The sequence below is a fragment of the Pseudoalteromonas sp. GCY genome (assembly GCF_016695175.1).
In the GTDB taxonomy this organism is placed as follows: domain Bacteria; phylum Pseudomonadota; class Gammaproteobacteria; order Enterobacterales; family Alteromonadaceae; genus Pseudoalteromonas.
Map to the genome: position 1 here is coordinate 2,667,618 of NZ_CP068023.1, position 25,968 is coordinate 2,693,585.

At 40.6% G+C, this 25,968-nt stretch carries 19 protein-coding genes and 1 other RNA gene; 6 read left to right on the plus strand and 14 right to left on the minus strand.

What is annotated here, in order from left to right:
- Positions 1–27: 27 nt before the first annotated feature.
- The 3 genes from JJQ94_RS17225 to JJQ94_RS17235 form a co-directional block, all read right to left on the minus strand.
- A complete protein-coding gene (locus tag JJQ94_RS17225; protein ID WP_099032032.1) occupies positions 28–2,166 on the minus strand; it encodes a hydantoinase/oxoprolinase family protein in 2,139 nt (712 codons plus the stop codon).
- 380 nt (positions 2,167–2,546) lie between these two features.
- Positions 2,547–4,532: a sigma-54-dependent Fis family transcriptional regulator gene (locus JJQ94_RS17230; protein ID WP_099032033.1), complete on the minus strand. Its 1,986-nt coding sequence runs from the start codon at positions 4,530–4,532 to the stop codon at positions 2,547–2,549.
- 195 nt (positions 4,533–4,727) lie between these two features.
- Positions 4,728–5,615: a LysR family transcriptional regulator gene (locus JJQ94_RS17235; protein ID WP_099032034.1), complete on the minus strand. Its 888-nt coding sequence runs from the start codon at positions 5,613–5,615 to the stop codon at positions 4,728–4,730.
- Between the two features lie 105 nt (positions 5,616–5,720).
- On the opposite strand from JJQ94_RS17235, the gene JJQ94_RS17240 reads away from it, so the two are divergent.
- Both JJQ94_RS17240 and JJQ94_RS17245 read left to right on the plus strand, forming a co-directional pair.
- On the plus strand, positions 5,721–6,587 hold the full coding sequence (locus JJQ94_RS17240) for an MBL fold metallo-hydrolase (protein ID WP_099032035.1): 867 nt from the start codon (positions 5,721–5,723) through the stop codon (positions 6,585–6,587).
- Complete coding sequence (locus JJQ94_RS17245) at positions 6,581–7,204, plus strand: DsbA family protein (RefSeq protein ID WP_099032036.1); 624 nt, start codon at positions 6,581–6,583, stop codon at positions 7,202–7,204. Before JJQ94_RS17240 ends, JJQ94_RS17245 begins: the two co-directional genes overlap by 7 nt.
- A 203-nt stretch (positions 7,205–7,407) precedes the next feature.
- Here the strand turns inward: JJQ94_RS17245 and JJQ94_RS17250 are convergent, their stop codons facing one another.
- Complete coding sequence (locus tag JJQ94_RS17250) at positions 7,408–8,094, minus strand: hypothetical protein (RefSeq protein ID WP_099032037.1); 687 nt, start codon at positions 8,092–8,094, stop codon at positions 7,408–7,410.
- 175 nt (positions 8,095–8,269) lie between these two features.
- Here JJQ94_RS17250 and JJQ94_RS17255 point away from each other — a divergent pair, with 175 nt between their 5' ends.
- Positions 8,270–9,739 (plus strand): hypothetical protein, encoded by a 1,470-nt coding sequence (locus tag JJQ94_RS17255; protein ID WP_099032038.1) that lies wholly within the window; start codon positions 8,270–8,272, stop codon positions 9,737–9,739.
- A 186-nt stretch (positions 9,740–9,925) separates the two neighbouring features.
- On the opposite strand, the gene JJQ94_RS17260 is transcribed toward JJQ94_RS17255, so the two are convergent.
- The 4 genes from JJQ94_RS17260 to JJQ94_RS17275 form a co-directional block, all read right to left on the minus strand.
- Positions 9,926–10,516, minus strand: coding sequence for a hypothetical protein (locus JJQ94_RS17260; RefSeq protein ID WP_236596506.1), 591 nt, complete (start codon positions 10,514–10,516; stop codon positions 9,926–9,928).
- Positions 10,464–11,644 (minus strand): IS3 family transposase gene (locus tag JJQ94_RS17265; RefSeq protein WP_201435417.1). Its coding sequence is split into 2 segments (ribosomal slippage): positions 10,464–11,386 and positions 11,386–11,644, totalling 1,182 coding nucleotides; the frame shifts between segments, so codons are not numbered across the junction. The genes JJQ94_RS17260 and JJQ94_RS17265 overlap by 53 nt, the downstream gene beginning before the upstream one ends.
- A gap of 71 nt (positions 11,645–11,715) precedes the next feature.
- A complete protein-coding gene (locus tag JJQ94_RS17270) occupies positions 11,716–13,215 on the minus strand; it encodes an AAA family ATPase (RefSeq protein ID WP_099032019.1) in 1,500 nt (499 codons plus the stop codon).
- A gap of 18 nt (positions 13,216–13,233) precedes the next feature.
- The gene (locus JJQ94_RS17275; protein ID WP_099032020.1) at positions 13,234–13,536 is read right to left on the minus strand and encodes a helix-turn-helix domain-containing protein; all 303 of its coding nucleotides are present in this window, start codon (positions 13,534–13,536) and stop codon (positions 13,234–13,236) included.
- 298 nt (positions 13,537–13,834) lie between these two features.
- On the opposite strand from JJQ94_RS17275, the gene JJQ94_RS17280 reads away from it, so the two are divergent.
- Positions 13,835–16,102: an ATP-binding protein gene (locus tag JJQ94_RS17280; protein ID WP_099032021.1), complete on the plus strand. Its 2,268-nt coding sequence runs from the start codon at positions 13,835–13,837 to the stop codon at positions 16,100–16,102.
- An 18-nt stretch (positions 16,103–16,120) separates the two neighbouring features.
- Here the strand turns inward: JJQ94_RS17280 and JJQ94_RS17285 are convergent, their stop codons facing one another.
- From JJQ94_RS17285 to JJQ94_RS17310, 6 genes are all read right to left on the minus strand, one after another.
- Positions 16,121–18,457 carry an AAA family ATPase gene (locus JJQ94_RS17285; RefSeq protein ID WP_099032022.1) on the minus strand — a complete coding sequence of 779 codons (2,337 nt, stop codon included), beginning with the start codon at positions 18,455–18,457 and terminating at the stop codon, positions 16,121–16,123.
- Positions 18,458–18,628: 171 nt separating this feature from the next.
- The gene (locus JJQ94_RS17290) at positions 18,629–19,642 is read right to left on the minus strand and encodes a TniB family NTP-binding protein (protein ID WP_099032023.1); all 1,014 of its coding nucleotides are present in this window, start codon (positions 19,640–19,642) and stop codon (positions 18,629–18,631) included.
- Between the two features lie 2 nt (positions 19,643–19,644).
- Positions 19,645–21,486 carry a Mu transposase C-terminal domain-containing protein gene (locus tag JJQ94_RS17295; protein ID WP_099032024.1) on the minus strand — a complete coding sequence of 614 codons (1,842 nt, stop codon included), beginning with the start codon at positions 21,484–21,486 and terminating at the stop codon, positions 19,645–19,647.
- Positions 21,476–22,105 carry a TnsA endonuclease N-terminal domain-containing protein gene (locus JJQ94_RS17300; RefSeq protein ID WP_099032025.1) on the minus strand — a complete coding sequence of 210 codons (630 nt, stop codon included), beginning with the start codon at positions 22,103–22,105 and terminating at the stop codon, positions 21,476–21,478. Before JJQ94_RS17300 ends, JJQ94_RS17295 begins: the two co-directional genes overlap by 11 nt.
- Before the next feature lie 132 nt (positions 22,106–22,237).
- Positions 22,238–22,334, minus strand: an RNA gene (gene ffs, locus JJQ94_RS17305) — signal recognition particle sRNA small type.
- Positions 22,335–22,480: 146 nt separating this feature from the next.
- Positions 22,481–23,359, minus strand: a complete 879-nt coding sequence (locus tag JJQ94_RS17310) for a DUF3014 domain-containing protein (RefSeq protein ID WP_099032026.1) — start codon at positions 23,357–23,359, stop codon at positions 22,481–22,483.
- A gap of 540 nt (positions 23,360–23,899) precedes the next feature.
- Here JJQ94_RS17310 and JJQ94_RS17315 point away from each other — a divergent pair.
- A complete protein-coding gene (locus tag JJQ94_RS17315) occupies positions 23,900–25,039 on the plus strand; it encodes a patatin-like phospholipase family protein (RefSeq protein WP_099032027.1) in 1,140 nt (379 codons plus the stop codon).
- A 30-nt stretch (positions 25,040–25,069) separates the two neighbouring features.
- Entirely contained in the window at positions 25,070–25,963 is an 894-nt protein-coding gene (locus JJQ94_RS17320) for a beta-propeller fold lactonase family protein (RefSeq protein ID WP_099032028.1), read from the plus strand.
- Positions 25,964–25,968: the final 5 nt, after the last annotated feature.

Below are 25,968 nucleotides of genomic sequence, written 5' to 3' on the forward strand. Positions count from 1 at the left end.
TAAAATCCTCTTAAAGTGGTGTTGTGCTTACACTTCTATTAAATGAAATAAACGGTGGGTATCCATAAAACTTTCGAAACCCGGAGGTACCACGAAGGTGGTAGCATCGGACTCTATGATGCAGGGACCTTTTAATCGATTACCGGCATGAATTTTTTCCATTAAATACAGTTGCGCATCATGCCAGCGGTGTTCAAAATAAAACTTTCGAGTACCCAGTTTTGCTTCTTCCGAAACTTCGGGTCCTACATCAGGCTCTTCAGGAATGGTCGGTTTTTTTACATTAACAGTGCCATGCATAATGGCGGTTGTAACACCATAGCCTAGCTCAGGAGAGCGGGCAGCCCTTGCATAAACCCGACTGAAGGTTTCTTCAAATGCAATGGTTAGTTGCTCCCAGTCTTGGCTACTTGCCACAGAATCTAGAGGGGAAACAATTTCTAAATCATTTAGTTGCCCCATGTATTGCATACTAAAGCCAGGTGCAAGCGTTACTTCGCTATCTTCAAAACCATTTACTCTGAATTCTTCTAATACTTTTTCACGCAGCTCATCCCAAGCGAATTGCAACTCTTTCACTGCGAGCACTTTCGCTTCATCAGTACTATCAGGGGGAATGGCCACATCAACACTTTTATCATAACGATATTCAAACTCGGCAGAAGCACAACCAAAAGCAGAAAAGCCAGCCGCCCAAGCGGGTACAATTGTTTCCTGAAATCCGAGTCCTTTGGTGTAGCCATATGCGTGTACAGGGCCTGCACCACCATATGAAAAGCACACAAAATCAGCCGGTGCATAACCTTTACTAGAGATCATATCCGCTAAATGTTGTCGCAACGAGGCATCAAGAAGTTCAATCACCCCAGCGGCAGCTTCCTCTACAGATAAATTAAGTTTATCGGCAATTTGTTCCTTAATGCATTGCCTTGAGCGGGCAGCATCGAGTTGTAAGGTACCACCAAGAAAGTTATCTGGATTAAGATATCCCAACACTAAGTGACAATCTGTCACTGAAACAGTTTCTATCCCTCCTTCTTGCCAACAAGTTCCAACTCTAAAACCTGCACTATCAGGACCTAATTTGATTGCTTCTGAATAGGGATCGATACGCACAAAGCTACCAGCACCCGCTCCCACAGTATCCATGCCGACTAAAGGAAGAGACAAGACCAACCTAGCCATATCTTTATCCCGACCTATGGCAAAATTGCCTTTAGTGATCAGCGCCATATCAAAGCTCGTCCCTCCTATATCAGAGCATGCTATATTTTCATAACCCAGCTCTTTTCCTAAATATGCAGCACCGATAACACCACCAATGGGGCCTGAGACTAACGTTCGGGCGAGCTCTTTTGCTTTCCAGCTAATCGTTCCACCGTGACTTGCCATTACCCGCACATCAAAACCTCCGCCTAAATACGCCATCTGATCACTGAGAGCTTTTAACGTCACGCGTGAAGGTTCTGCGGCATAAGCCTCAAGCACGGTAGTATTAGTTCGATGGCTTTCTTTTCGACTCGGGTAATAATCACAAGAGGCAAAAACTGGAATTGCCTTTCCAGATTTCTGAACTTCTTCAATACATATATCTCGTACTGCTCGTTCATGTTTTGCATTAGTGTGAGAATTTAAAAAGCTGATAACAATGGCTTTAACATCTCTTGCTATTAAGGCTTTTGCCGCCATGGCCGCTTCGGATAGGTTGACGGGAATAACTTCTGTGCCTTGGCAATCAATGCGCTCAGTCACACCTCGGGTATCTTGAATAGTCACTAATGGGTCATCATAATGATGCGCATTCAGGTGAATACGATCTTCAAAGGCATAACCTAAATAGCTTTGTAACGCCCTACCCATACGATGGTTGTCTTCGAAGCCTTTACTACAAATTAACCCTGTACGATTCCCCTTTCGCGAAACCACACGATTTAACATTGCAGTGCCCGAGTAAACACAGGTGATCATCTCACTAAAAACCTCTTCCAGTGATCTATCCCATCCTAGTAAGGCATCTATACTTGATTCGATTACAGCCGCAGTCTCGTCATCACTACTTTGCGCTTTACCTACTATAAACTGACCATCTGCAGCAACAAAAAATGTATCAGTCATAGTGCCACCAGCATCAATACCAAGCACTTCTATTGGATTATCTACATTCATTATTATCTCCTAAGTGGATTAATATTTTTCTGAACGTTAGCCGACTAACCCAAACTCAAGCTCGTAAATAGAGCTCAAATTATTACAAGATCTGTACAAGATTTCTGCGTTTAGATTTAATTACCTAGAACTTATAATGGTAAAGTTTGTAATCGTTATTTAGACGGTTAACTACCATCTATTGCAAACCTTGCGCCATATAGATGACACTCTTTAATACATTACTAAAATTAAGAAAATTCAGATATTTATGTTTTTATGTAGATTTAAGAAAAGATAAATAAGTGAAGTATTTTCGGTCACTCGACCTAAAACCGGTCACTCGTTTACAAACATATTAATTGCACAATGGCTGTGCTAAATAGAGATGAATTTTATTATTAGCCTAATTTAAATTTTTGAATTTTTTGGTATAAGGTGCTTTTAGCTATTCCTAATTGTAGAGCCGCTTTGGTTATATTGCCTTTATTTTTCTTTAGTGCAGCAGCGACTGTCATTTGCTCAACCTGCTCTAGACTCAAGTTAGTCAATAGGCTAGTTTCAGCATTGCTAGGATCGCAATGCGCCCGATTAACTGAGTCTATTTGTTGTTTTGCTTTTTTCTTATTAAAGGTGGCTAAGAATGGAAACTCCTCAAGTAGATCCGCCACGGTTAGTCTATCCCCACTGTTCATCAAGTAGGCACAATCAATCACATTCTTCAATTCACGTACGTTACCTGGCCAGTGGTATTCAGCAAGTAAAGTGTATAGCTCAGGGCTAATACTGGTGACTTGAGCTTTCGATTGTGTGCTCAGTCGCTCAATAAAAGCAGAGACTAATTGGGGGATATCACTTTTACGCTCATTTAAAGGAGGAATATAGAGTTTGACAGTGGCAATACGATAAAATAGGTCACTACGGAACAGACCTTGTTTGACCAGCTCACTTAAATCGCGATTAGTAGCTGCTAAAACCCTAAAATGAAGTTTACGTTGCTTGGTCTCTCCTAACCGACAGATCTCCCCCTCTTGCAATACCCGCAAAAAATTAGCCTGAATATCCAGTGGTATTTCACCAATTTCGTCAAGGAATAACGTTCCGCCATTAGCAGCTTCAATTTTACCAACCTTTCCACCACGAACAGCACCGGTAAAAGCGCCTTCTGCATAACCAAATAATTCACTCGCAATTAACTCTCTTGATAAGCCTCCGCAGTTTAGGGTCACCAAAGGGCCTTGATTAAAACCACTGCTAGCATGAATAGCTCGAGCAAAAAGTTCTTTTCCCACTCCTGTCTCGCCTTGAATTAATACAGGAATATCTAATCTACTCAAGCGCTGTGCTTTATTTATCACTTTTGTTAAAGCCGGTGCGTTACCAATTATATGTGTAAATGATGATCCGTTATTTGAAGCCGATAAATCAGCTCTATGTATAACCTTTTTAGCAGGGGGAACCACAAGAAGCGTACCAAGAAGCTCATCACCGGCAAATATAGGCTGCATCCATTTCTCGGGAAATAAGTTGCGCAGTTGCTTTAAAAGCCCACCTTCAGCATCAACCGAAGAGAGGTCAGTTAAGGAAAACGGGATAGCATGCTGAGCAAGGTTAGCACCAAACTGACGACTTTCTTTAATAACGCCTCCCTCTTTATCTAGCAAAAGTAAGCCGTTTTTTGTCGTATCAGAGTAATTCGCTAGCGCTGCATTAAATAAGGTATTATGCTGCTCAAGCTTGAGACTTAGCAGCTGATTTTCTATACGTGCTGCAGTATCAGCAACTAGGGCACGGGCATGATAACTAAATTCATGATTTAAACCAGATAAGTCTAAAACTCCGATCACTTCCCTAGAGATTGGCTCACGAATAACCACAGCCGTGCAGGTCCAGAGCTTGATCCCCTCACAAAAATGTTCCGTTGTATTGATTTGCACTTGGCTACCAACAGCTAAAACAGTACCTATTGCATTAGTCCCGGCGGCAGATTCACTCCAGATGGCACTGGGATGTAACTTAATTTCGCGCCCTGCTTCTAACGTTTTCTCATCTCCCTCTACATGTAAGCATACGCCTTGTTTATCGGCTAAAATCAGCATAGAACCCGACTCAGCCAATAACTTTCCAACCTTACGCATAGCTGGCTTGGCGGCTTTAATCAGTTGCTCATTATTAGTTAGTAATAATTGAAAGTCAGACTCATTAATATACTGGCTAGTTTGGTTCAAAGTGGGGTCGACACCATCGTGAAGACAACGCTGCCATGAATCTGCAACGACGGTACGAATAGAAGAATGGGGTGAGCTACCAGCACTAACAAACCGCTCCCACGCGAGATTAATTTGTTTTTCAGATGCTAGAAGCTTAAGTTTATCGTTATGTAACATGCAGTATCTCCAAGCGCATTTGCGCTATCTTTATAGTGAGATATATCGTATGGGCATCATAACCAGTGCTAAATAAAGCACCAAACTAGGTTATAAAGTAACCTATAGAAAACTAAGGGTCAATGTGTAACTGCCCCAGTTCTAATACAGCTCGTGAGTAGAATTATGCAGCCTCAAGATAAGCTAATAAAAGTTTCACCATGGCGTGTTGGCAAAATAGTGAGACAAATAGTCGATCAACGCCCGCACGGTTGGAGACATATACTTTCTCGAAGAATAGAGCACGTATATATTCATATCGTTTGGCTTCCAATCAGGTAGTACCTGCTTAAGCTCGCCAGATTGTATGTAGTGATTAACCAAATAAGTGGGTTGAATTGCCAGACCGGCGCCATTTAACGCTGCGTGCAATAAGGCGGTCGCTTCGTTCGCAGTTAAACGACAATTTACGGCTACCGATTGTTGTGAGTTACCTTTGCGCAAATGCCAGATATGCTGCTGAAAGTTTTTATACCCGAGGCACAAGTGCTCAGCTAGGTCATCTGGTTTTGTGATTTCACTTGTACTCGTAAGGTACTGCGGCGACGCCACAATAACTGAGCCACATACTGCAATTGATTTACCAATCAAAGATGGATCCGGTGCAGAGGCAATACGAATAGCCAGATCTATCTGACTCTCAGTGAGATCAGCCACAGAATCTTGCAAATCAACATCAATATTCACGTCAGGATGTGCTGACATAAACTGTTGAATAGCGGGCACAAGTTGAGAAAAGCCAAAAGACATACTGGTTGCTAGTCGAACCGTACCAGACAGTTTGCCGCTGGTATCCGCCAAGCCGGTTATGGTGTCGGCTTGCCTCAGCCACTGCCTAACTTCTTCCAAGCAGGATTCCCCTGCTGTAGTTAAAGATACCCTTCTCGTGGTGCGATGTAATAAACGAATGTTTAGCCAGCTCTCCATTGCTTCAATGTACCGAGTTACCATAGGGCGAGACATATCTAGCCTGTCAGCCGTCGCGGTAAAGCTACCCGTGATTGCAACGTCGGCAAAGACCTTAGCAGCGATGAGTCTATCCATTTATTTGTTCGATTTATGAAACAATGATGTTTAGTTTGGCATGTTTTTCTGAGCCTATCAATTTCATATCATCTGCTCCGTACTAAACCTATTGAGGCAAAAGATATGAAACACCTAACATTGATAGCAGCATCTAGCTTATTAGCAAGCAATGCGATGGCAGCAAATACTGCCCCACTTACACTGGATGTTTATAACGGTGACAAAAATAGCTTCCACGTTAACTCAACACTGGTGATTGGAGAGAGTGAAGTGATGGTCGTAGATACGGGTTTTACCAAAGCGGATGCACTACGCATAGCAGCCAAAGTACTCGACAGCGGCAAAACCTTAAAGACGATTTTTATCAGCCAAGCTGATCCAGATTATTATTTTGGCGCGGAAGTGCTACACGCTTTGTTCCCAGAAGCTAAGATCCTAACCACAGCGGACGTAAAAGCAGTGATTGAAGAAAAGCTCGCGGGTAAATTAGCATTCTGGACACCAAAAATGGGGAAAAATGCACCTGTTAAGCCATACATCCCAACGATTGTAGAGGGAAATACACTCTTTGTAGATGGGCACAAAATAGAGATCCACGGCACGCAATCTGAGCTGGCACACCGCCCCTACTTATGGATCCCGTCAAGTAAAGCAGTTCTGGGCAATGTTGCAGTCTACGGTAATGTGCACTTATGGATGGCCGATGCACAGTCCCAACGCAGTCAACAAGCGTGGAGCCGCCAATTAAAAGAGTTAAAAGCACTGAAGCCAGAGATTGTAATACCTGGCCACATGAAAGCAGGCACCAAACTTGATGCTAGTACCATAAGCTACTCGCAGCAGTATTTAAGCGACTTTAGTCAGGCAAAAAGCAGCAGCAAAAATAGCGCTGAACTGATTGATAGCATGTCTGCACGCTACCCGGATGCAGGATTACCTATGGCGTTGGGTATTGGTGCTAAGGTACATATGGGAGAGATGAAATGGTAAAAGTGCACTACTTCTTCGACCCCATGTGTGGCTGGTGTTACGGTGCGACTTCACTGTTGGATGCGATTGCAGCCAACAGTGACCTCAAGCTTGAACTGCATCCTGGAGGTATGATTGCCAATCAATCTATAGAAAAAGCGTTCCGCAGTCACATTCTCACAAGTGATGCGCGTATAGCCAGCATAACGGGCTCGCAGTTTGGTAAAGGTTACATCCAAAGGGTGAAGAGTAACGATCCGATGATCCTTGACTCATACATCACCGCTCGTGCCATCATAACCGCTGAGCAATTGGGCATAGCGCCACTTAACATGCTTAAAACTATTCAGCATGCCCACTATGTAGAGGGCAAACAGGTTAACCGAACTGAAGTTATAGAAGGACTCGCGGTAGAGCTTGGGCTAGATAAAAACCACTGGCAACGAGCTATGCTGGCAAATCAAGGTACTGAGCAAACAAACATCGCGCAAAGCCGCCTATTAATGCAAAAGCTTCAAGTTACTGGCTACCCAACCCTTATCCTTGAAAAGCATGAAACGTCCGTAAAACTTCCGCATACTGCCTATTACGGTAAGCCCGACGCTTGGCGCCAGCTAATTGATGACTATATACACTAGTTTTATGACTAGCTTTGGGGTTGATGGATAGAAAAACACCCACCCTGCCAGCGAGTAAAAACAGTCTGAACTTTATTTTCTCCGCAATTAGATACATTTAAGCAAGCAAGATAACAATTTTGATGGGGTAAGGCCTGACATTCATGCTTAACACTGAGCGTTGTGCAAAACGGTTAGACTTACCCAACCTATTCGATACTCAATTACACATTTATGTTAATTCTAGGATATATTGCCTCGTTCATTTTCATTGCAAACAGCATTGGGTGGCTATTCACTTTTTCCTCAAGTGTATGATAATCCTGACCAAAGCCCGTATCATGGAATTGGTTTTCGAAGCTTTTACTTAACTCATTCAACCTAATATTGCCATAAAGGTCCTTTGCTTCGATGCCTTGCCGATCTGCACCAGAGAATCGAACAATTTGTGCAAGTCCTTCATGTACCTGTTCATAGGCATTTTTTAGCTTATTGTTTTCGTTAATTATAGACTCAAGATCCTCACGCAATTTATCGTCTACACTTCCACCAACGAGCTTTAGTGTGCCATCTTCCTCTTGCGATAAATCTAAAGAACTCAAATCAATTCCTGGATTTAAGCTAATTTGTTCTTTTTTAAATTTTTCAAACTCGCTTAAGGTGGTTGCAAACGCCTCTTGCGTCTCTCCCATCACTTTATAATTTTGTTTACTAATCTCAAAAGTTTCTTGTTTTAATTTTTGGATTTCTTCTTCAGTTAATACTGGCGTATTTTCGGCTGACAATGCCGCAGCATTCATCTCCTTCTCTGGTGCTTGAGGTTCGATTTTATGCGCCTTAGCCTCCTTTTTAGCGGTTAAGTTACTGGCTAAATTGACCTGTGAATTAACTAGTGGTGAATTGATGTTCATCGCTTCATTCCTTGATGGTGGTAAATAATTAATAAACAAAACATTAACATAGACACTAATTTTATCAAGCTTCAGTTAAAACCTAAGCTTGATATCTAGTTGCTTTATGTACCTATATTTATTATCGTCAACATGCCTATTAACTTTAGGTACATGTAACTAGAAGGAATTTATAATGCTAAAACTGCTACAATATTCATCAGTCGCTATTGCTGTTGCAATCGCCAGCCCTGTTTATGCTACCGATATTTTAATACCCAATGAACTCAAAGACTCAGTCTCAATTTATGATTTTCCTGGTACGTATTTTGATGGTGGTAAAGTTAGGGCTGTAGATGAAAACGACATAAAAATAGAAATCCCATTTCAGATCAATGAGTTGACCAACCTCAGCGCAGACCCCCGCCCCGTTTACGAAAGTTCTTTCAGCACAAGTTCAGTACAACCCCAAAATGCCTCGGGTCAAACACTGAAAGAAAGAACTGGTTGTCCTGAACTTGGCGTAAATAACGCAATCTATGCGTCCTTTTCTCAACCTGGGGACATAGTCTGCTTCAGCACTGAAGTCACAACAGCGATAAAATTAGAAGGGATGTTGCTTAATATTCCCCAAGATGTCGACCATAACTTATATCTTTTTAAACTCGAAGAGGACGATAGTTTAACAACAATAGACACTTCAACAACCCCAAATTCTTCCTCAGAGCAGGTCGTATACAAAGTAGATCCCGGCGCTTATGTCCTAGTCGCTGAGTCAAAAAGTGGAACAAGCACAGACAAGAGTATTATGGCTTGGTTTGGTCATACGGAGTTTGATGCACAAGAAGCAAATGATAAACCAGGCCAAGCAACGGTGCTACCTATCAATGGTAAAATAACTGGCAATATAGATAATCAGAATGACCTTGATTACTTTGTATATCACTCTGGTGAACAACAGTCGAAACTATCATTCAATTTTGCAGCGAGTGAGCAGTTTAGTTTAGAGCTATGGAATGGCTCCGGCTGGACTAAATTACCCAATAATCAATTGTCTAACATAGATGTTACGCCAAATATAAGTGCAGTCTTTTTAGTAAAAGGTGTGCAAGCTAACTTACCTCCTACATCATCACAGTATTCTTTAGCACTATCAGACCCTCTGTCAGGTAAGAGTGTTACTGGAATTAGAACGTATAATAATGAAGTTCTCACCAACCTATTAGCGCCGAACTTACTAGAAGCGCACCAAGAGCTAGGGATGTCTGGGACTGTTATAGACAAAAATGGTGACCCCGTACCGTACGGAGCTGTTATTTTAAGTGCTGATAATATTAACGATACTTCACGACCCATATCTCTTGCTAGCGAGGTCGTTCAAGCTGATGAAAGTGGTAAGTTCAATAAAGTATTATCACTACCCGATTGTACCGGTGAAAACAACAATGTGCGAGAAAACAGAGTCACTCGAGGTACACCTACCCGGCCTGAACTTGAGTGGTCAATTGATTGGAATAACGCTATGTACACCTACCGAGCACCACAATCAACGCAACTTATACAAGTCGGTTTCGCACACATTTGTAAAGAAAAAATAACTAAAAGTTGTTATTGGGACAGAGATTTCTCAAGTGGAGAAGATAAATACATATGTAATCGCTTTTAAAAAGCCAAAGTGCTTGTAGACATGCTGGCATAGAGAAAATAAACTCTATGCCACTTTAATGAGGAAGTTAAGGTATAGGTCAGTTATGATATTTTCACTACACATGAGCTGTCAGATTCGTTTCAAGAACTCTCCAATACATACTAAATGCGGCGTTCGATACGTTAGTTTTCACTATCTGCGCTTCTACCAACCAGACACATGATGTAATATTAGAGCTCTCCCATCATCACGTAAATCTGGCATGATTTGGTACTTGCCTTTAATCTCAAAATCGTAATCCCAACGACCAACCTTCTCTTTGTACAACCTAGTCTCAATCAATCCAGTAGGTAAACGCTTAATTATGTTCTTTTCGACCAACTGAATGCAAAATCCTTCATTTGCCTCACCGGATTCCACTATACGCTCAACCTTGGCAAGATCAGTAAGCATATCCATACGGTCTTCCTTACTTGAGCCTTTAAAATATTTTAACTCAATAACAACTACCTTTGTGTCCGAAGCTATATGTAAATCAACTCGGCTTTTTCGGCGTGCCGTATTACTGCCCCGCATTTTGTATGATTGGTAATCTTCAGCCAAGGTGTGTTCAAAGCGAATCACAGCCTTTGGAAAGGCTTTATATAACTCACCAAAAAGAACAGACTGAAAATCAACTTCTCGATTCAAAGGATAACCGCTCTCTATTCGCTCCATAGAACGAGCTAAGGCTTTGTAGTGGTCAACTAATTTTGGCCACAGTTTTAGAATCTTGGTATCTAACCTCAGATTCATTTGGCGCTAAACCAGCATTATAATGATGAGGCCTAACGTTGTTATAATATCCGTTGATATAATCACTCACACCATATTTAGCATCTTTAAAGTTTTCGTATCCAACCTTTGGCATCCACTCCGTTTTAAAGCTTCTAAAAAATCGCTCCATTGGCGCATTATCCCAACAATTTCCGCGCCTGCTCATACTTTGTGTAATTTTATAGCGCCATAAACGTTGGCGGTACTTCAAGCTTGTATAATGGCTTCCTTGGTCTGAGTGAAACATCAATCCACTTGGTTTACCTCTGCTTTCATACGCGAGTTCAAGCGCTTTTAGCGTTAAGTTAGTATCTGGCGACAACGACATTGCCCAACCAACGACTTTACGTGCAAATAAATCAACAACGACCGCTAAATAGGCCCAGCGATTGCCTGTCCAAATATACGTCACATCACCGCACCACACCGTATTCGGCTCAACAACATCAAACTGCCTATCTAGCAAATTTGGGATTTCAAGATGCTCATTACCACCCCTTTTATATTGATGTTGTGGTACTTGGCAGCTCTCTAGTTTTAGTTTAACCATTAGCTTAGCGGCGCGATAACGGCTTAATTCAAAATCGTTATTCGTTGCGATTGCTGCGATTGTCCGTGCCCCAGCTGAACCGCCGCTCATTGCATGTATGGCTTTAACTTCAGCTTCTAGCCTTATTTGCTCTGGTGTTGGCGTTGTATCCCGTATGGCCCAATATTTATAGCTGCTGCGATGCACATTGAATACGCTACACAACACGCTAATTGGGTAACGCTCTCGTTGATTTAATTTCTCAATTAACGAGAATTGTTCAGGGAGTCTGACATCAAGAGAGCGGTAGCCTTTTTTAATATATCCTTTTCTAATTCAATACGTTGGATTTGCTTTTTAAGTTCGCGGATTTCAATTTGTTCGGGTGTCATTGGTGAAGCTAATGGGGACTGGCCATTCCGTTCTTGCTTTAATTGAGTTACCCACTTACTTACAGTTGATTTACCAACCCCCATAGCTTTGGCTGCATCTTCTTGCGTGTAGCCTTGATCAACTACAAGCTGAGCTGTTTCTAATTTGATTGCAGCAGAATACGTTGCGCGTTTTAATTTCGTCATTTTTTCACCCAAATTTGTATGCAAATAGCATAACATTTCTTTCTTAATGGGTGGCCAAATTAACTATGCCACTACATTTCTACAAATGGGTTAAACGGTATATAGTTTTCAATTTCTTTCCATTCTAATAAAAGGAAATTGTCGCCTAAGCTAGACTCAAGTGCTTTAACTCTATCACCTTTGCCATCAATATCAGCGTCAGCGATTAACAGTATATTTTGCGATAACTTTTTTGCTGGTGTTTGTGCATCACTTCCACTCTTATCTGAGCTAAAATCCCAGTGAGTAATATTGCTTCCCTGATATTCGGTAAACACATAGTGCAGGTTCTCATGCAAACTTTTTAACTTGTTAGCTCGGTCCTTATCGTCAAGCTCTTCAATATATTTTTTAAGGTATGTTCGCAAATAAAGCTTATCTGTAACGCCTTCAACCCAAATTGAGCAATTAGCTAATAGCACGGAGGAAGCTCGCACTCCCAACTCTGACAGTACATCACTTAATTCCAATGCTGGTTGAACTTTCGTTTCTCCGTTGATGCGTGAAACTCGCTGTATTGAAACATCATCACGCTCCTGAGCTAAGTCTAAAAAGTGATTTGAATGAGTAGTCATAAAAAACATATGCTCTTTGTGCTTAGCAAATGTTTCTATCAATGTGCGCTGCAATCCGGCATGAAGATAATGTTCAGGTTCCTCTATAAAGAACATAGTCGGTTCTTCGGCCATAAACACTTTAAACGTCAAGATGATTATCGACTGTATACCATCGCCTAAATCGTAGATTGGTCTATCTTCATCATCACCCTCTTTAACATAAACAACATCCTTATCGACCATAGGTACGAGCGATATGTCGTTACCGAAAAAGAAGTTTTCAGAAAGGTATCTTTCGAAATCACGTACTTTTTGTCGTTTGTCATGAGAACCTAGCAAATGCTCCTTCAAATCCTCATACAAACTATGCCCCGTAAATATCTCTCCACCTTTAGATGATGTTGAAAAATAATCTTTAGCGGTTCGAGCCTCAAAGATGTCCTCCTCTGCTACTTGCCTCAAGCTTCGTAATGTCGGTATATAAACTTTAGGCCAGTTTCTGGTTTGATATTCAACTGTGAATTTTTCCACTGACAAAGCAAAACGTGTGTCAACCCACTTGATGAAATTTGATCGAAATTCCTCTTCATCAACTCTTCGTGTATAGGCTGAATTATGCCTTGATTCTGAATACACAGTAGCAATCAAAGTCTCAAAATTATTTGGCTGGCTTTTAATCTTTTGAAGGCAATGTTTTAACTTGCCTAAATGAATATACTTGAGAGTAAATGGCGTATGAGCTGTAGAAGATTTTTCTAAGTAGTCTAAAAGCTCATCGGCTACATACCTTATGTTTAGTTCTGAGATATCGTAAGTCCAACTTTCTCGAGCTCCTGTAAAAAGCTCTCTCAGTTTTCGGCTTTTACCTGAGTTGTTAGGACCAATAAAGAAGTTAATTTGACGGGTATTTTCCAGTTGCCAAAGCTCTTCATCAACTTTTCCGATTCTCTCTATTAAATTTGTATTGATTTCCATATTCAATTTGATTCACTATTATTTTTTAGAACCTAAAGCTTTGAGTAACTCTTTTTGTTCTTCTTCTGTAAGTTTACCGAGTGCATGTATTAACTCAGCTAAAGTATTATCTTCACAATAAAAATAAGCAACCGGCACGCCTAACTCATCAGCGATTCGCTTCATGGTTGTAAAGTCTGGTGCATGCTTACCTTTTTCGTACTGGTTCATTCTTGCGCTGGCCGTGTTGGGCTCCATACCTAAAGCAATACCTAGCTGCTGTTGCGTGTACCCAGCGGCTTTTCGGGCTTCTTTTAGGCGTAAGGGCGTTGGTGATTCCATGAGTACCTTAGCTACTAACTTCAATAGCTAAGATTCTCTTAGTATAGCGGCCACTTTGGTACTAAGGAATACTTAGTTTAGTTGCAATGTCTCCACGTAAGATTTAGAACAAATCGCTACCAGTAATAAAGTTAGGTTGATTAATGCCAGAAAGAAACCGTGCATATTTGAAAATACAAATTACATCACAGCGTGATTTACTTCCTTCTTTTAACTAGTTTTATTTGTAAAATCATAAGGTCGATGTCATAAAGTTAGTCTGCGGCCGTTTTCTCGAAGACTAAGGAAGTATTACCAGATGACAAACCTTGCTAATTTATCACATATTGATTTTGAGGAATTATGCATCGACATCATCCAAAAAGAGACTCAAGAAAGGTTTTCTTCTTTTGGACCAGGAGCTGATGGTGGCATTGATGGCCGACATTCAAAAGGCGATAACTTAACTATTATACAGTGTAAGCATTACATACGCTCAAACTCGTCCGACCTAATAAGAGCCGCAGCAAAAGAGTTACCAAAAATCCATAAATTGGGAGCTAATAAATATATTTTCTTAACCTCATATTCATTGACTCCCGCCCTAAGTGATAGGCTTCAGGGCTTATTTTCTCCATACATTGAGAATGTCGAAATCTGGGGTGCTGAAGATATTCAGAGTGCTCTTAGAAAGAATCCAGATATCCTTAAATCACATATAAAATTATGGCTCACTGACTCAGCAATATTGGACAAGATCCTTCATTCGGGTTTAGAGAGTTTTACCGCTATCACTAAAGAAGAAATTATCGAAGAGTCAAAAGTCTATGTGGTGAACCCAAGCTACGATGATGCATCTACTATTTTAAACGACAAAAATACCCTCGTGATTTCGGGTCCTCCTGGTGTTGGAAAAACGACCTTGGCAAAAATGGTATGTTACCAATACCTTAAAGACGGCTGGTCCTTTCAAGCAATAAACTCTCTAGAACAAGGATATGCGAGAGTTCATGAAACAGAGCCGACAATTTTCTTCTTTGATGACTTTCTTGGCAAAATTGAACTCAATAGGAAAGCCCTAGTTACCCACGAATCAGCTTTAGCAACTTTTGTCAGAAAAATCCAAAGGTCTAACAACTCAAAATTTGTTCTGACCACAAGGTCACATATTTACGAGGAAGCAAGAACTTTATCTGACAACATAGACAGCCAGAGGTTTGAACTATCAAAGTTTGTTCTCAATGTAGGGCTTTATACAAGAAAGATAAAAGCACATATATTATTCAATCATTTATCTATTTCTGAAGTTAGCTCGGAGCATATTTCTAAGCTGTTAGAGGATGATTGGCTACGCCAAATTATCGATCACGAAAACTATAACCCACGTGTTATTTCTCACATGTCTAGTGAGAACATTGCACTACCTTCACCTCAAAACTATCCACAATCAATCTTGTCAGCACTTGAAAATCCGAGCTTAATTTGGGAAAAGGCTTTCAAACAGCTACCTGTTAACTGTCGACATTTATTGATTACGTTATTTTTTTGTGATGAGTACCTCGGAACTGAAATAGAAGATTTAAAAGGTTGTTACATACCACTGCACAGATTGTTATCTGAGCATTATTCCACTCAACAAAAACCAGGTGACTTTGAAGAAGCAATTAAGGTTCTGGAGTCGGGGTTTATTTCAATCTCAAATACTAAAGTAAGTTTTGTAAATCCGTCAGTTCAAGATTTTTTAAAAGCCCACCTAAAAAACGATGAGCTAATATTTCTCGTTTTAAGCAGCGCTACTCGCGTGAGGTTTGTGCAAAAGGTATGGCACCACATTAATTTCCTCTCTACGCAGAACCTACTAAATCTAAAAGCTAGTACGTTTAAGTATGAAAGCTTGTTCCCACTGTTTCTTTCATCACCTGTTTCCTTAGTAGAACAAGAAAATGAGTACACTACCTATAAAAACTATGATCTCTATCTTTCAGATAGAATTAGCCTACTTCTTAATATATTTTTTGACACCTCAGAGATAAAGATCATCGACGCGATCACATCATTATTACTTTCAGACAATCTAGCTCTAGATGTTTCCCGTGACTCTAGAAACCTTCCAGAAATACATGCTGACATATTGGAAATGGAAGATATCAGTAGCCAACAGAAAATAGCGTTACTTAACTTAATTGAGAACAAAATATGCCATTTGTTGAGTTTGAACATGGACATAGAAGATCTCGTATCTACTATCGAGTATTTATATGAATTCATGCCCGAGTCTTTCACCAGTAAAGTCCAAGTAACCATTAATAGTTTAATTTCTGATGAAATACTAAACGTAAAAAACGGCCATGCATACTTGGAAGATCTGTACGATGTAGATCTATACCTTGAAAGTTTCAAAAAAATAACTGATATAACAAAATACAATACAGATGATATCATCACGTTTTTAGAATCTATGGCCGTTGAAATGGAAGAAGCTGAGAATACAACGAAGAAATCATCAAACGTCCAACGCTCGGATCATATGCTCAAGAGCTTTTCTGACACTGAAATGAAGAGCTTGTTTAATAGTCTTATAAAGTGAAACTTAATAGCCCCCTGATTACATGCGGTTATAAATTAAATCCATCATATCATTTGCCGTATTGCGCACGTCTTCAATGCTCATTTCCATCAATTCATGCATTGGCGGGTTGAAAGTTGTTCTAAATGAATGGATTTCATTAGCTACTGACTCAGAAATAACACCATTATCTCGAAGAGTGTCAATGCAAAATGAAAAATCGCTTTTCATTGTTGCTCCACTAGCTCTCAGTTGATCTTTATATCGATGGCGTAGTTCAGTTTCCAAGAATGGTCGAAGTATTAAGATTTTGTTCTCTTGGGTTTCATTATTGATAAACGCTGTAATTTCGTTATATGCATCATCATGTTCTGTTGCTGTCATCTCCGCTTCTGTAGTAGAGACAAATTCCGATCCATTCGCTGTTTTAACTATCTTTAAGGCACTTGTATTTGCAAACTTTTTTATAGCTTTTGCAGCCATACCTCTGTAATGAGTGGTTATGAACAACTGCTTTATAGATGGCGAAATTTCATAAAGTTTATTCAAAATGCTAGAAATTCGCTCATTATCAAAGCTAGTCACGGGGTCGTCCATAACTAATATCGCTTTAGCTTTATCCTCGGCTGAAAGCTTGTTGATTTTAGCTAAGTAGATGCATAATGCTAAAGCGCGTCTATCAGACTCGCTGAACAAACAGTTCATCTTGTCTCTAGGAATTGCTGTTTCGTTGAAACTAACCTCTAGGTCATAAACTATTTTCTTACCACCGTTGTTTTGCTTTTTGCTAATGTTGAAGTTTCGAGACCCCAGGCTCCGAAACAGTATGTTAATCTCATCAAAGTAGCTATTCAAAAATGCTTCTTGGGAATCTTCCAACATTGTTTTGTTATTATTATATGCTTCTTGCTCTTGTTTAACTTGAGAGTCGAGAGTTCTATAAATTGCACACGTTGCTTCTAATGTATGTCTCAACTTTTTATTTTCTAACACTTTTTGGTATGTATATTCATTTTCTTTCGCCCTTGATAAAACGACTGAATCAAGGCCATCTTTAAATTCAGTTAGCTTCTCGTTAATCGAATCAATTACAACTTTGTATGATTCTTTAGCTTCATTAAATGATTCAATAGCCAACTGAAGAGGTGAAAAGTCAATTACATCGACAGAGTTATATGCTGCTTCGAGTTTAATGTTTAGCAGTTTTAATATGTGAGGCTTAAGCTCATCATGCCTCTCGATAAGTTGCTCAATAGTCGACTTAATTACTTCGAACATATCATCAATAAGTGAGGTCAACATCTCTATTTCCTCTGTAACGGATTTTTCAGGGTATAATTCGATTATTCTTTTGTTTTCATCATGAAGCTGATAAATGGCTTGCTCATCGATAGAAATCAATTGCATAGTCAGTAGTTTAGTAACGTGTTCTTTGGTGTCTTTTACGAAATTGATAAACACTTCATTGAAAGCAACTTTATAGCTATTGATCAGCTCTAATGAACTCCCTTCAAGCTCTTGGCCACAAAACGGGCAGTTTTCATTTAAATGAGTTAAACCACTTGAAGCCCATCCTTTAAAGCCGCTTTGCACCTTTAGATGTTCCATGTGCTCTTTCACTAAGGCTTTCGCATCTGTATGAACTTCTTCCATACTCGTTGCTAAACATTCATTGATGTCATTGCTTATCGCTTTTATATCAAAACCAATGGAAATCTCTTTTAGATTCTTTCTAGCTTTAGATTGGGTGACACTGCCAATTTGTATTGTTAATGATTCTTGCTCAGCAATAGATGCAGCAATTGCTGCATCCAGCTCTTCGATAGTTTCTGATGGAAGTGTGGATACAACAAATGCTACTACATCTGTGATTCCGCTAGTTTCAAGCTCCGTTTTAGCGTTTTTTAAATTTGTTCTTGTAGTGGCTAGAGCTTCTTTTTGTGTTTTGAGACTTTCAAAAAGTTCGGTACTATCTTCACCTAAAATAAAATTTGAAATATTTTCTGAATTTTCTCGGTTATTGACGGTTCCGCTTATTACATTTCGATGAATGAAGTTATGGTCAAAGATGTAGAGGTCACAATCCGCAGGTAAAGCAGGTCCCCAAGCTTCGTTTGAAAATACAGAGATTGGTGCGTCATCGAATTGAAATTCGACGTTCATAGCATTTGCTACTATGCCAGGACTTGGTATTGCCTTCCGATCTTTGATTAATTCAGGGTTATTTGAAGCTAAGGAATAGAAAATATCGCATAGTGTACTCTTACCATTACGATTTTCACCATATATTATATTGACGTCAGAAAATTGTATACCGCCAGCTCGCGCACTATGATAACTACCAATTCCTTCAATTTTTCGTATTCTTCTTAACATTATAATTTCCGTATAGTAAATAGTGGTAGGTGTCACACTACATATTCATATGGAAAAAGAGTCGTATATTCCATACTTTCAGTTATGACGGGTACGCGTGTAGAGTCATTTATTGCTGAAGTTCTTTAAAATGTAGATCGAAGATTGAAAAAAGCAATTTTCATAAGCGTTTCACTTCTTCAACAACTGCACCAACGGCACTTTCTCACAAAACTGGGGATCTATAAATGGGTCTTCATCTTGAGGCCCGTCGGGTTTAAAAGTGGAATACTGTTCCACCTCACAGCCTTGAATTTCATTAACATTCATCTCAAATACATTGTCGAGTTCTGGCCGCCATGCCTTAAACGCGGAACTTAAACATTGCTTGTTTAGTGTTACAGCATCGCTTATTAGCGCTTCAGTAAGTGCTGAGTCTAAGAAGTTTTTCAGCTTTCGAAGGCAACCATTTGAAATGGCAAAAAGTGATAATGCGATATCCAAATCCTCAAAACGAGGTTTGTCTGAAAATGGCAGTCGATTTGCAAACCCTTTAAGAACACGAATAAATAGTTGAAGCTCTTTTTTCTCTGAAATTTTAAAGTAAGGAATAAAACGGCGAATAAAAATACGTGATGACCACTGAGGCTCATCGGCTATTTGATCTATCCAAGGCATACCGACTAATACAATGGAGATCCCCGCTTTTTCATTGATGTATTTAAACTGGTTCGCAATGTCTCGACGCTTTTTACCGAGGTTGTTTTCAACAAGCTCTTGAAACTCATCAATAATAATTAACTCTGTACCCGAGCGCTTTAATTGCTCAACTAAACTTTCAGCCAGCGCTATTTCATTGCCATGTTTAAGTCGTTTGCTAGATTTAGCACCAAACTGTCCAAGGTCGTGCAGCAACTGCTTTAAGGTGGATTCAATTGATGGGTTACTCGGTATGCGGCTCAGCAGTACGGGGACTTTGCGCCGGCCATCAGCAAAGTGCGGTGGGTTGTTATCGTAATAGTGTTTAATCAATGCCGATTTACCACAGCCAGTATCACCACTTAGCATCATACATGGTTTTTCACCTGCAAGGTCGTGATGTAACCGCAGTTTGTCGAAATCGTTTATGATGGTTTTTGGAATTGTGTATTCAATAAACACCGCTTTGAATTGATTAAGTTTTGCCTTTTTAGCTTCGGTCAGCATAACTAAAACGCCTCGAGATCTGAGACAAAGTCATCCCAGTTATCGTCGTCTTTTTTAGGCTTAGTGTCAGCAGGAGTTGATTCGGTTTGCTTTGTTTCAGACGTTTTAGCAATTGATTTGACTTGAGTATTATCTACGCCCTGCGCCCTAGCAATTGCTTTAGTGCCAGTGACTTTGCTTTTTGATCCTACATTTTTAAGCTGTCGCGCTTCTTCTTTCACTCGCTCATCAATAAATTGCCGCGCCTTGGCAAGCCCCAGTAGATCTACTTTGCCTTGAATATAGTCTCTGTGAAACTTAAGGTGTATTTTATGCCTGATCAGCGACAAACCCATTGTGTAGCCCTCTGAGTCAATGCTTGGCACTTTGATATAGTGCTCTAGCGCGTCTAAGTAGACGTATACATATGATAGGTCATCTGGGTTTATTTTTACCTTAACCTTTATGCTCTTTTTGGGGCTGTATCGCTTGCGGTATAAAGAGAGTTCGTCACTGTCGTAGTTAATATGTAGATTCTTAATGCCCCCTTTGCGCAATGTTTTCTCTTTCGCCATGCACATAACAACATCAAGCTTGTCTGTATCTTGCTCCGCTAACCGTGCAGGAGGCAGTGCAGCAAACCCTTTGTTCCAGTCTTCATTGGGAATGTATCTAAACCTCGCATCAGCAGATTGATGATATACATCAACAATCCATTTATGAAATAGCATGTTAAAGGTTTTGAAACGCAATATGGCATCTTTTTTTGAGTCATAATCATGCCTAGCAAGCATATTTGAGAATGTTTTACCTGGAAATGGAGAAAGCAACATATCGTTGATTGTTTTAAAGAATTGCTCTACGAAAGGCTTCAACCAAGGCTTACCAACTGAATTATAACTAGTATTGATACCAACTTCTTCACATGCAAGCTCTAATGACTGACTCCAAAATTCGGCACCATTATCAACCACTAAAGTTTCTATCTTCCCACAACATGGCCATTCATTTACGACTTTTGGATAGGTACTTTTAAGATAGCTTTTAGGCTTCATCGCATGACTAATCGCTCTGCGCACAGCATCATAGCCAGGACTCTGAAAACCAAGGTAAAAGCCAACAACGCAGTGGCTATAAACATCAATGAGCAAGGTTAAGGTAGGTCTTCCCAATGGCACATCAAGTTCATCGTCCAATAGAATGAGATCCAGTGGTGTATGGTCTATCTCGACTCGTTCAAGCACTCTAGTAGGCCTTTTATGGCTCATCACTTTGTCGTATTCAATATCCGCTAAACGTTTGCCATAGCGCGCAACCATCACTTCATATTGTGGCAAGTTATCAATGCGGTTTTTAAACGCTTTATAAGTGAGTGGCTTTAGTGGCCCACCTAACACTTGGTCATTCTCTAAAACGATTTGATCGCAATAGTATCGATACGCTGACGCAACAGACGGCATTTCTCTGGTTAAATAACGAGTTAGAGCTAGCTCAAAGAATTTATCTGTGTCGGTGCGGGCTTGGCGGTTGCCCTTGCGATGATGCTTTGGGATCAAAGCATGAATGTTTTCTTCGGCTTTAATATAGTCCGCGTGCCACCCAGCAACCGTGCGCCACTTTGGTTTTTCTTGCCCTTGAAATTCAGGCATTTCAGCCAGTAGTGGTGCTAAGTTTTTCTGCGTCCAACCACCTACTAAGCGTTGTTTTAGCCACTTGATATATTTAAGTCGTGCAAGCGTAGCTGCCTGTACTTCCTTGGGCAGTGACTCTAAATCGCGAGGTTGAGGGTTAGGCTCTTCCGCTTTAGCGGTTTCAGCTAACTTTTGTGGTGCTTCCTCAAAGTTAAACTCGTCTTCAAACTCCATCAGCCCAAATCACCGACTCTAAAGTAAGTTCTGTGTTTAAGTCTGAAATAACACTGCCTAAAGACAATAAACGATATACCGAGGCAAGTACCTCACCGATGGAGGCTTTTAGGGTTACTACCAAATCTTGAATAGTAAGTTTTCGCCACTGATTAAGTAGCTGAATGATGGAAAGCTGAAGATCAGTTAAAGATTGGAAACCAGAGTAACGATGAAGCAGTTTTAGATTATCTAAGGTTGGATAAACACGAATTTGTTTGTCGGTCACTAATATCAGCTCAATACCAGTTTGCGCTTTGGCAGCGAGCTGTTTTTGCGCAAAACGCGCTCTAAATTCAGGATTCGCGATTTTGCTATAAGGTTTAATTTCGATAAATTTTTGTGGCTTGTCGTGATGTGAGATCAAGAAGTCTGGCGTGTAACGGCAAACTCGGCCGTCAAACTCATATTCAAACCCTAACGGTTGTGCTTCAAAGGTTTTTATTTCACGAGAGTATTCAAAGTGAAAGCACGCATCGAATTCTAAGGATGATTCAACTAAGCAAGTGCCTTTGTTCTTTTGACTTGCGAACTTGTAGAGGTTTTTGACTCTGGAGCGACTTATTTTGTGCCTGATCATAACCATCACCGAATATGTGAGATGATTTAAAAGTAGGCTATGCAGGATTATATTTCAATTTTTATGCGGGGTTTTACTACAAATTTGCAGACTTACACTTCAAACATCAAAGTATTGAGGTTTGGGTGGTAGTCTTACCAGCCACATCCCGGCACACAAGTCATACGCTGTGGCTGCTTCGTTCCCGACCTGACCAGATTCACGTACTATTGTTGCGAGAGGACCAATAAGACTACCATTGAGGGCCTTGTTTGGCGCGGGATGAATTATCTCGAAGATTGCAGGGGGATGCAAGGGAAAAGTCAAAAAGCTTGGCTAACTGGGTGATGTTTAAACAGTTTGCCAAGCTTTTGTGGATTTTATGAGGCTGTACGCTTATTTGTTCAACGCAATTTTGATTTCTTCTAGACGCTTTTTCACTTTCTTCATGTTTTCAGGGCCCATTCTTAAAAACTGTTTTTGCGCCGGAGAAAGTTGCTCCCATTCTGCATAAGCATATTTATAGGTAACTGAGTCTTTTACCAAAGGTAATGCGGTATCTGGAATGGGTGTTGCCAACAACTCGTCGATTGCATCAGTTAACGTGCCGTTGAATGCATCTCCTTCGTAGCCTATTTCTTCGTATGCTTCTTCAAATAATGGTTTGTATTGGTCATATAATCTAACCACTTGTGCGGTACTCATGGTGTCGAACATAGCGACATAAGGTGTGTAACGCTCGTAGCTGTTAGGATCGGTAATAATAATGTCGTCATCAATTACGCTAAAGCCATCTTGCGGCTTCACCACTGGTGCGTGATTTTCTGCCACTTTACCCTTTGCTAGGTTATCTACATAAACCACCGTGCGGCGGATCACGTCATCGTCTGCCAGCAATTTTACCGCTTGATTAGAGAGATAATTCGATACTGCTTCTTTAATTTCTGTATCACTTTGTGAAAGCGGCGGTAGTGTTACTTCAGGTTCAACCGGTTCTACTTGCTCTGGCTCGATTTGCTCTCGTTGCGGTGGCAGGGTTACTTCAGGCTCTACCACTTGTTCTGGTGGTGTTTCTCTGGCGGTATTGACCAGTGGCGTTTCGGTTTGTTCAGGCACAACAATATCTTGCTTTACCTTTTGGCTTTCCGTCGATGGAGTGTCTTTTTTTGCTAGCACAAACACAGCCACAATAATCAACGCTAGTACAACTACTGCGGCAAATAACAACTGGCTGTTAGAAGGTCTTTTATTACCTTCTTGATGATTTTCTGACATGGGGACTCCCTCTTCGTCATTGTTGATACGCGTTAATGTAAAGCTATCACCAAATACTTGACTAATAACTTAATGCGCGCTGAAACCCTAAAAAAATGCGTTGTGGTGCAAACTCTGGCTACACCTTGTTCAAACATTTGATCTTAATAAAAATACTTGAGCACCGAACTTAAGTTCAGTACATTGAAGTTAAGTTAAATTGCCACTTTATTAAATACAAAATCGCGCCAATTAGCGACTAAATTAAACCGCTAGTTTGTTAAAATTTGTTTGTGCCACCATAGCGCTTTAGTGCTTAAATTTCAAAATAATAGCCTAATATGTCGCGCGGGTATGTGCACTCAGACAACTTGGGTTTTAGCTAGGTTCAACTAGAATAAATGATACAACCTACAAACGGCTTAAGTTACTACTAAAAATAACGCATTTACTGGAGTTATCAACTCTTTGCACCTAAAGCATTGCAACACCAATAAAGATAAATAACGCATAAAAAGACCAAATTTAAATTAAGCAAATTTAACAGCAGGATGGCCTCTTTTGAGAAAGCATAGAACGAGTGATAAAAAAATTGCCTTACTACTGACTGGAGGTGGTGCAAGGGCCGCTTATCAAGTTGGGGTATTAAAGGCGCTTGCGCAGAGTATGCCTCGTACTTCTCCCCTCCCTTTTGAAATCATTACTGGTACCTCTGCCGGGGCAATTAACTCGGCGGGGATTGCCTGTTACGCATCTTGCTTTCACCTAGCGGTGAAAAAAGTGGAATATATTTGGAAGAACTTTAGCACCGACATGGTGTACAAAAGCTCGTTTACTGGTGCATACGGCCATTTATTTGCCAATATGATGCGTAGCTTTCAAGCGCAGTACCTTAATCAGCCACCAGCCAGCTTGTTAAATAACTCGCCGCTTAGAAAGCTGCTAGCCAATGTGCTTGATTTAAATCGCATCGATCACAATCTGCACCATCATTATCTTGATGCCATCGCAATTACGGTTTCGAGCTATTCTACAGGTAAGTCTGTGGCGTTTTATCAGGCGAACAATGCCACTCCTTGGCAGCGCTCAAAGCGCGAAGGCGTTCCGGGCACGATTTCGCTCGACTTACTTATGGCAAGTTCGGCTATACCAATGGTGTTTCCAAGCGTGCGCGTTAAGCATCACTATTATGGTGATGGCTCCATCCACCAGCTCTCCCCGCTTAGCCCTGCCATTCATTTAGGTGCGGATAAAATCTTTGTGATTGGTGTTGAGCAGCCTAAACTACCACAGCCGCTCGGTTATGAGCCGCATTTTCCGGGAATGTCTGTGGTCGCCGGTCACCTGCTAGACAGTGTGTTTAGCGATACCTTAAATTCAGACATCGAACGGCTCGATCGCGTCAACCGTACGGTAAGTTTGTTACCGGCCAGAGAAAAACACAAAGAGCTCAGACGAATAGACCATATGATCATCAACCCAACGGTTAACTTTAATGAAATTGCAGATCATTATTACGAAGATATGCCATTGGCAATAAAGCTATTGCTCAGAACCATGGGGGTTAAAAAACACTCACCGTCGAGTTTAACGAGCTATTTGTTGTTTGAACGTACTTATACACAAAAACTCATTGAGCTTGGATTTGAAGACGGCATGAACCGCTTGGACGAAATCAGAGCGTTTTTGGAACTCAAGTAAGATTTACAATAATAAAAATAGGTAGTAAAGATGTATAAACCTACTATAAGTGCACTTATGCTTATCGCACTTGGGTCAATTTCATTTAGCGCACAAAGCCAAACGTTCGACGTTGTTCAAACCATCCAAAATAACACCGCTGAGTTTAGCGGCTTAGATAATCCAAGGCAGCTGCGTTTTAATCACCAAGGTACGCAGGCCGTTGCAGTAAGTGGCGACGATAACGCAGTGGTTACATTTACGCTTAATGCAAATAAGCACCTAGTCCAAGATCAACTCTTTCAATCGAGCGACGCGCATCCACTTTTACTTACTGGCGCATCCGATGCGGTATTCGTCAATAACAATCTCATTCTTAACACTAGCTTTTACGATGGTGCATTGGATGTGTTAGTAAATAAAGAGGCTAACGCGCTTATCGTCGCAGGTTATGAAGGCGATGTCATTACGCTGTGGCAACAGGCACAAGGTACTTATACTGTTAAGCAGCGCATCGTTAAAGATGACACTAACCTGCTCGCACTCAGTAAACCACAAGCCTTGGTTGCAAGCTCAGATTTCACTGTTTTTTATGTTGCAGCGGCGGGCAGTAACAGCATTTTAGCCTTTGAACGTCAACAAAACGGCCAATATCATTTGCTCCAGACCATTGATGCAAACCAAGTTGGCAAGCCACTTAACGGTGTCTCCACCTTATTACTTGCTCCTGATGGCAAAAGGTTGTTCGCAGCCTCAGAGAGTAGCTCTGGTATTGCAGAGTTTAGCGTTACCGCAACAGGCAAGCTCACACATATCGCAACTTTTGATGATTTGACCAATCCCTTAGCCAATATATCGGCCTTGGCTTTTGTAACTGACCCAAATCATTTAGCCGTATCTCTTGCAAAACAAGATTCCATCAAAATACTCAAAATAAGGAAGTAGTAACG

Coding starts and splice junctions, on each gene's coding strand:
- JJQ94_RS17225 (WP_099032032.1), bottom strand. CDS start 2,166: ATGAATGTAGATAATCCAATAGAAGTGCTTGGTATTGATGCTGGTGGC.
- JJQ94_RS17235 (WP_099032034.1), bottom strand. CDS start 5,615: ATGGATAGACTCATCGCTGCTAAGGTCTTTGCCGACGTTGCAATCACG.
- JJQ94_RS17300 (WP_099032025.1), bottom strand. CDS start 22,105: ATGATCAGGCACAAAATAAGTCGCTCCAGAGTCAAAAACCTCTACAAG.
- JJQ94_RS17275 (WP_099032020.1), bottom strand. CDS start 13,536: ATGGAATCACCAACGCCCTTACGCCTAAAAGAAGCCCGAAAAGCCGCT.
- JJQ94_RS17290 (WP_099032023.1), bottom strand. CDS start 19,642: ATGCTGACCGAAGCTAAAAAGGCAAAACTTAATCAATTCAAAGCGGTG.
- JJQ94_RS17270 (WP_099032019.1), bottom strand. CDS start 13,215: ATGGAAATCAATACAAATTTAATAGAGAGAATCGGAAAAGTTGATGAA.
- JJQ94_RS17280 (WP_099032021.1), top strand. CDS start 13,835: ATGACAAACCTTGCTAATTTATCACATATTGATTTTGAGGAATTATGC.
- JJQ94_RS17260 (WP_236596506.1), bottom strand. CDS start 10,516: ATGAATCTGAGGTTAGATACCAAGATTCTAAAACTGTGGCCAAAATTA.
- JJQ94_RS17320 (WP_099032028.1), top strand. CDS start 25,070: ATGTATAAACCTACTATAAGTGCACTTATGCTTATCGCACTTGGGTCA.
- JJQ94_RS17255 (WP_099032038.1), top strand. CDS start 8,270: ATGCTAAAACTGCTACAATATTCATCAGTCGCTATTGCTGTTGCAATC.
- JJQ94_RS17240 (WP_099032035.1), top strand. CDS start 5,721: ATGAAACACCTAACATTGATAGCAGCATCTAGCTTATTAGCAAGCAAT.
- JJQ94_RS17250 (WP_099032037.1), bottom strand. CDS start 8,094: ATGAACATCAATTCACCACTAGTTAATTCACAGGTCAATTTAGCCAGT.
- JJQ94_RS17295 (WP_099032024.1), bottom strand. CDS start 21,486: ATGGAGTTTGAAGACGAGTTTAACTTTGAGGAAGCACCACAAAAGTTA.
- JJQ94_RS17245 (WP_099032036.1), top strand. CDS start 6,581: ATGGTAAAAGTGCACTACTTCTTCGACCCCATGTGTGGCTGGTGTTAC.
- JJQ94_RS17310 (WP_099032026.1), bottom strand. CDS start 23,359: ATGTCAGAAAATCATCAAGAAGGTAATAAAAGACCTTCTAACAGCCAG.
- JJQ94_RS17230 (WP_099032033.1), bottom strand. CDS start 4,532: ATGTTACATAACGATAAACTTAAGCTTCTAGCATCTGAAAAACAAATT.
- JJQ94_RS17285 (WP_099032022.1), bottom strand. CDS start 18,457: ATGTTAAGAAGAATACGAAAAATTGAAGGAATTGGTAGTTATCATAGT.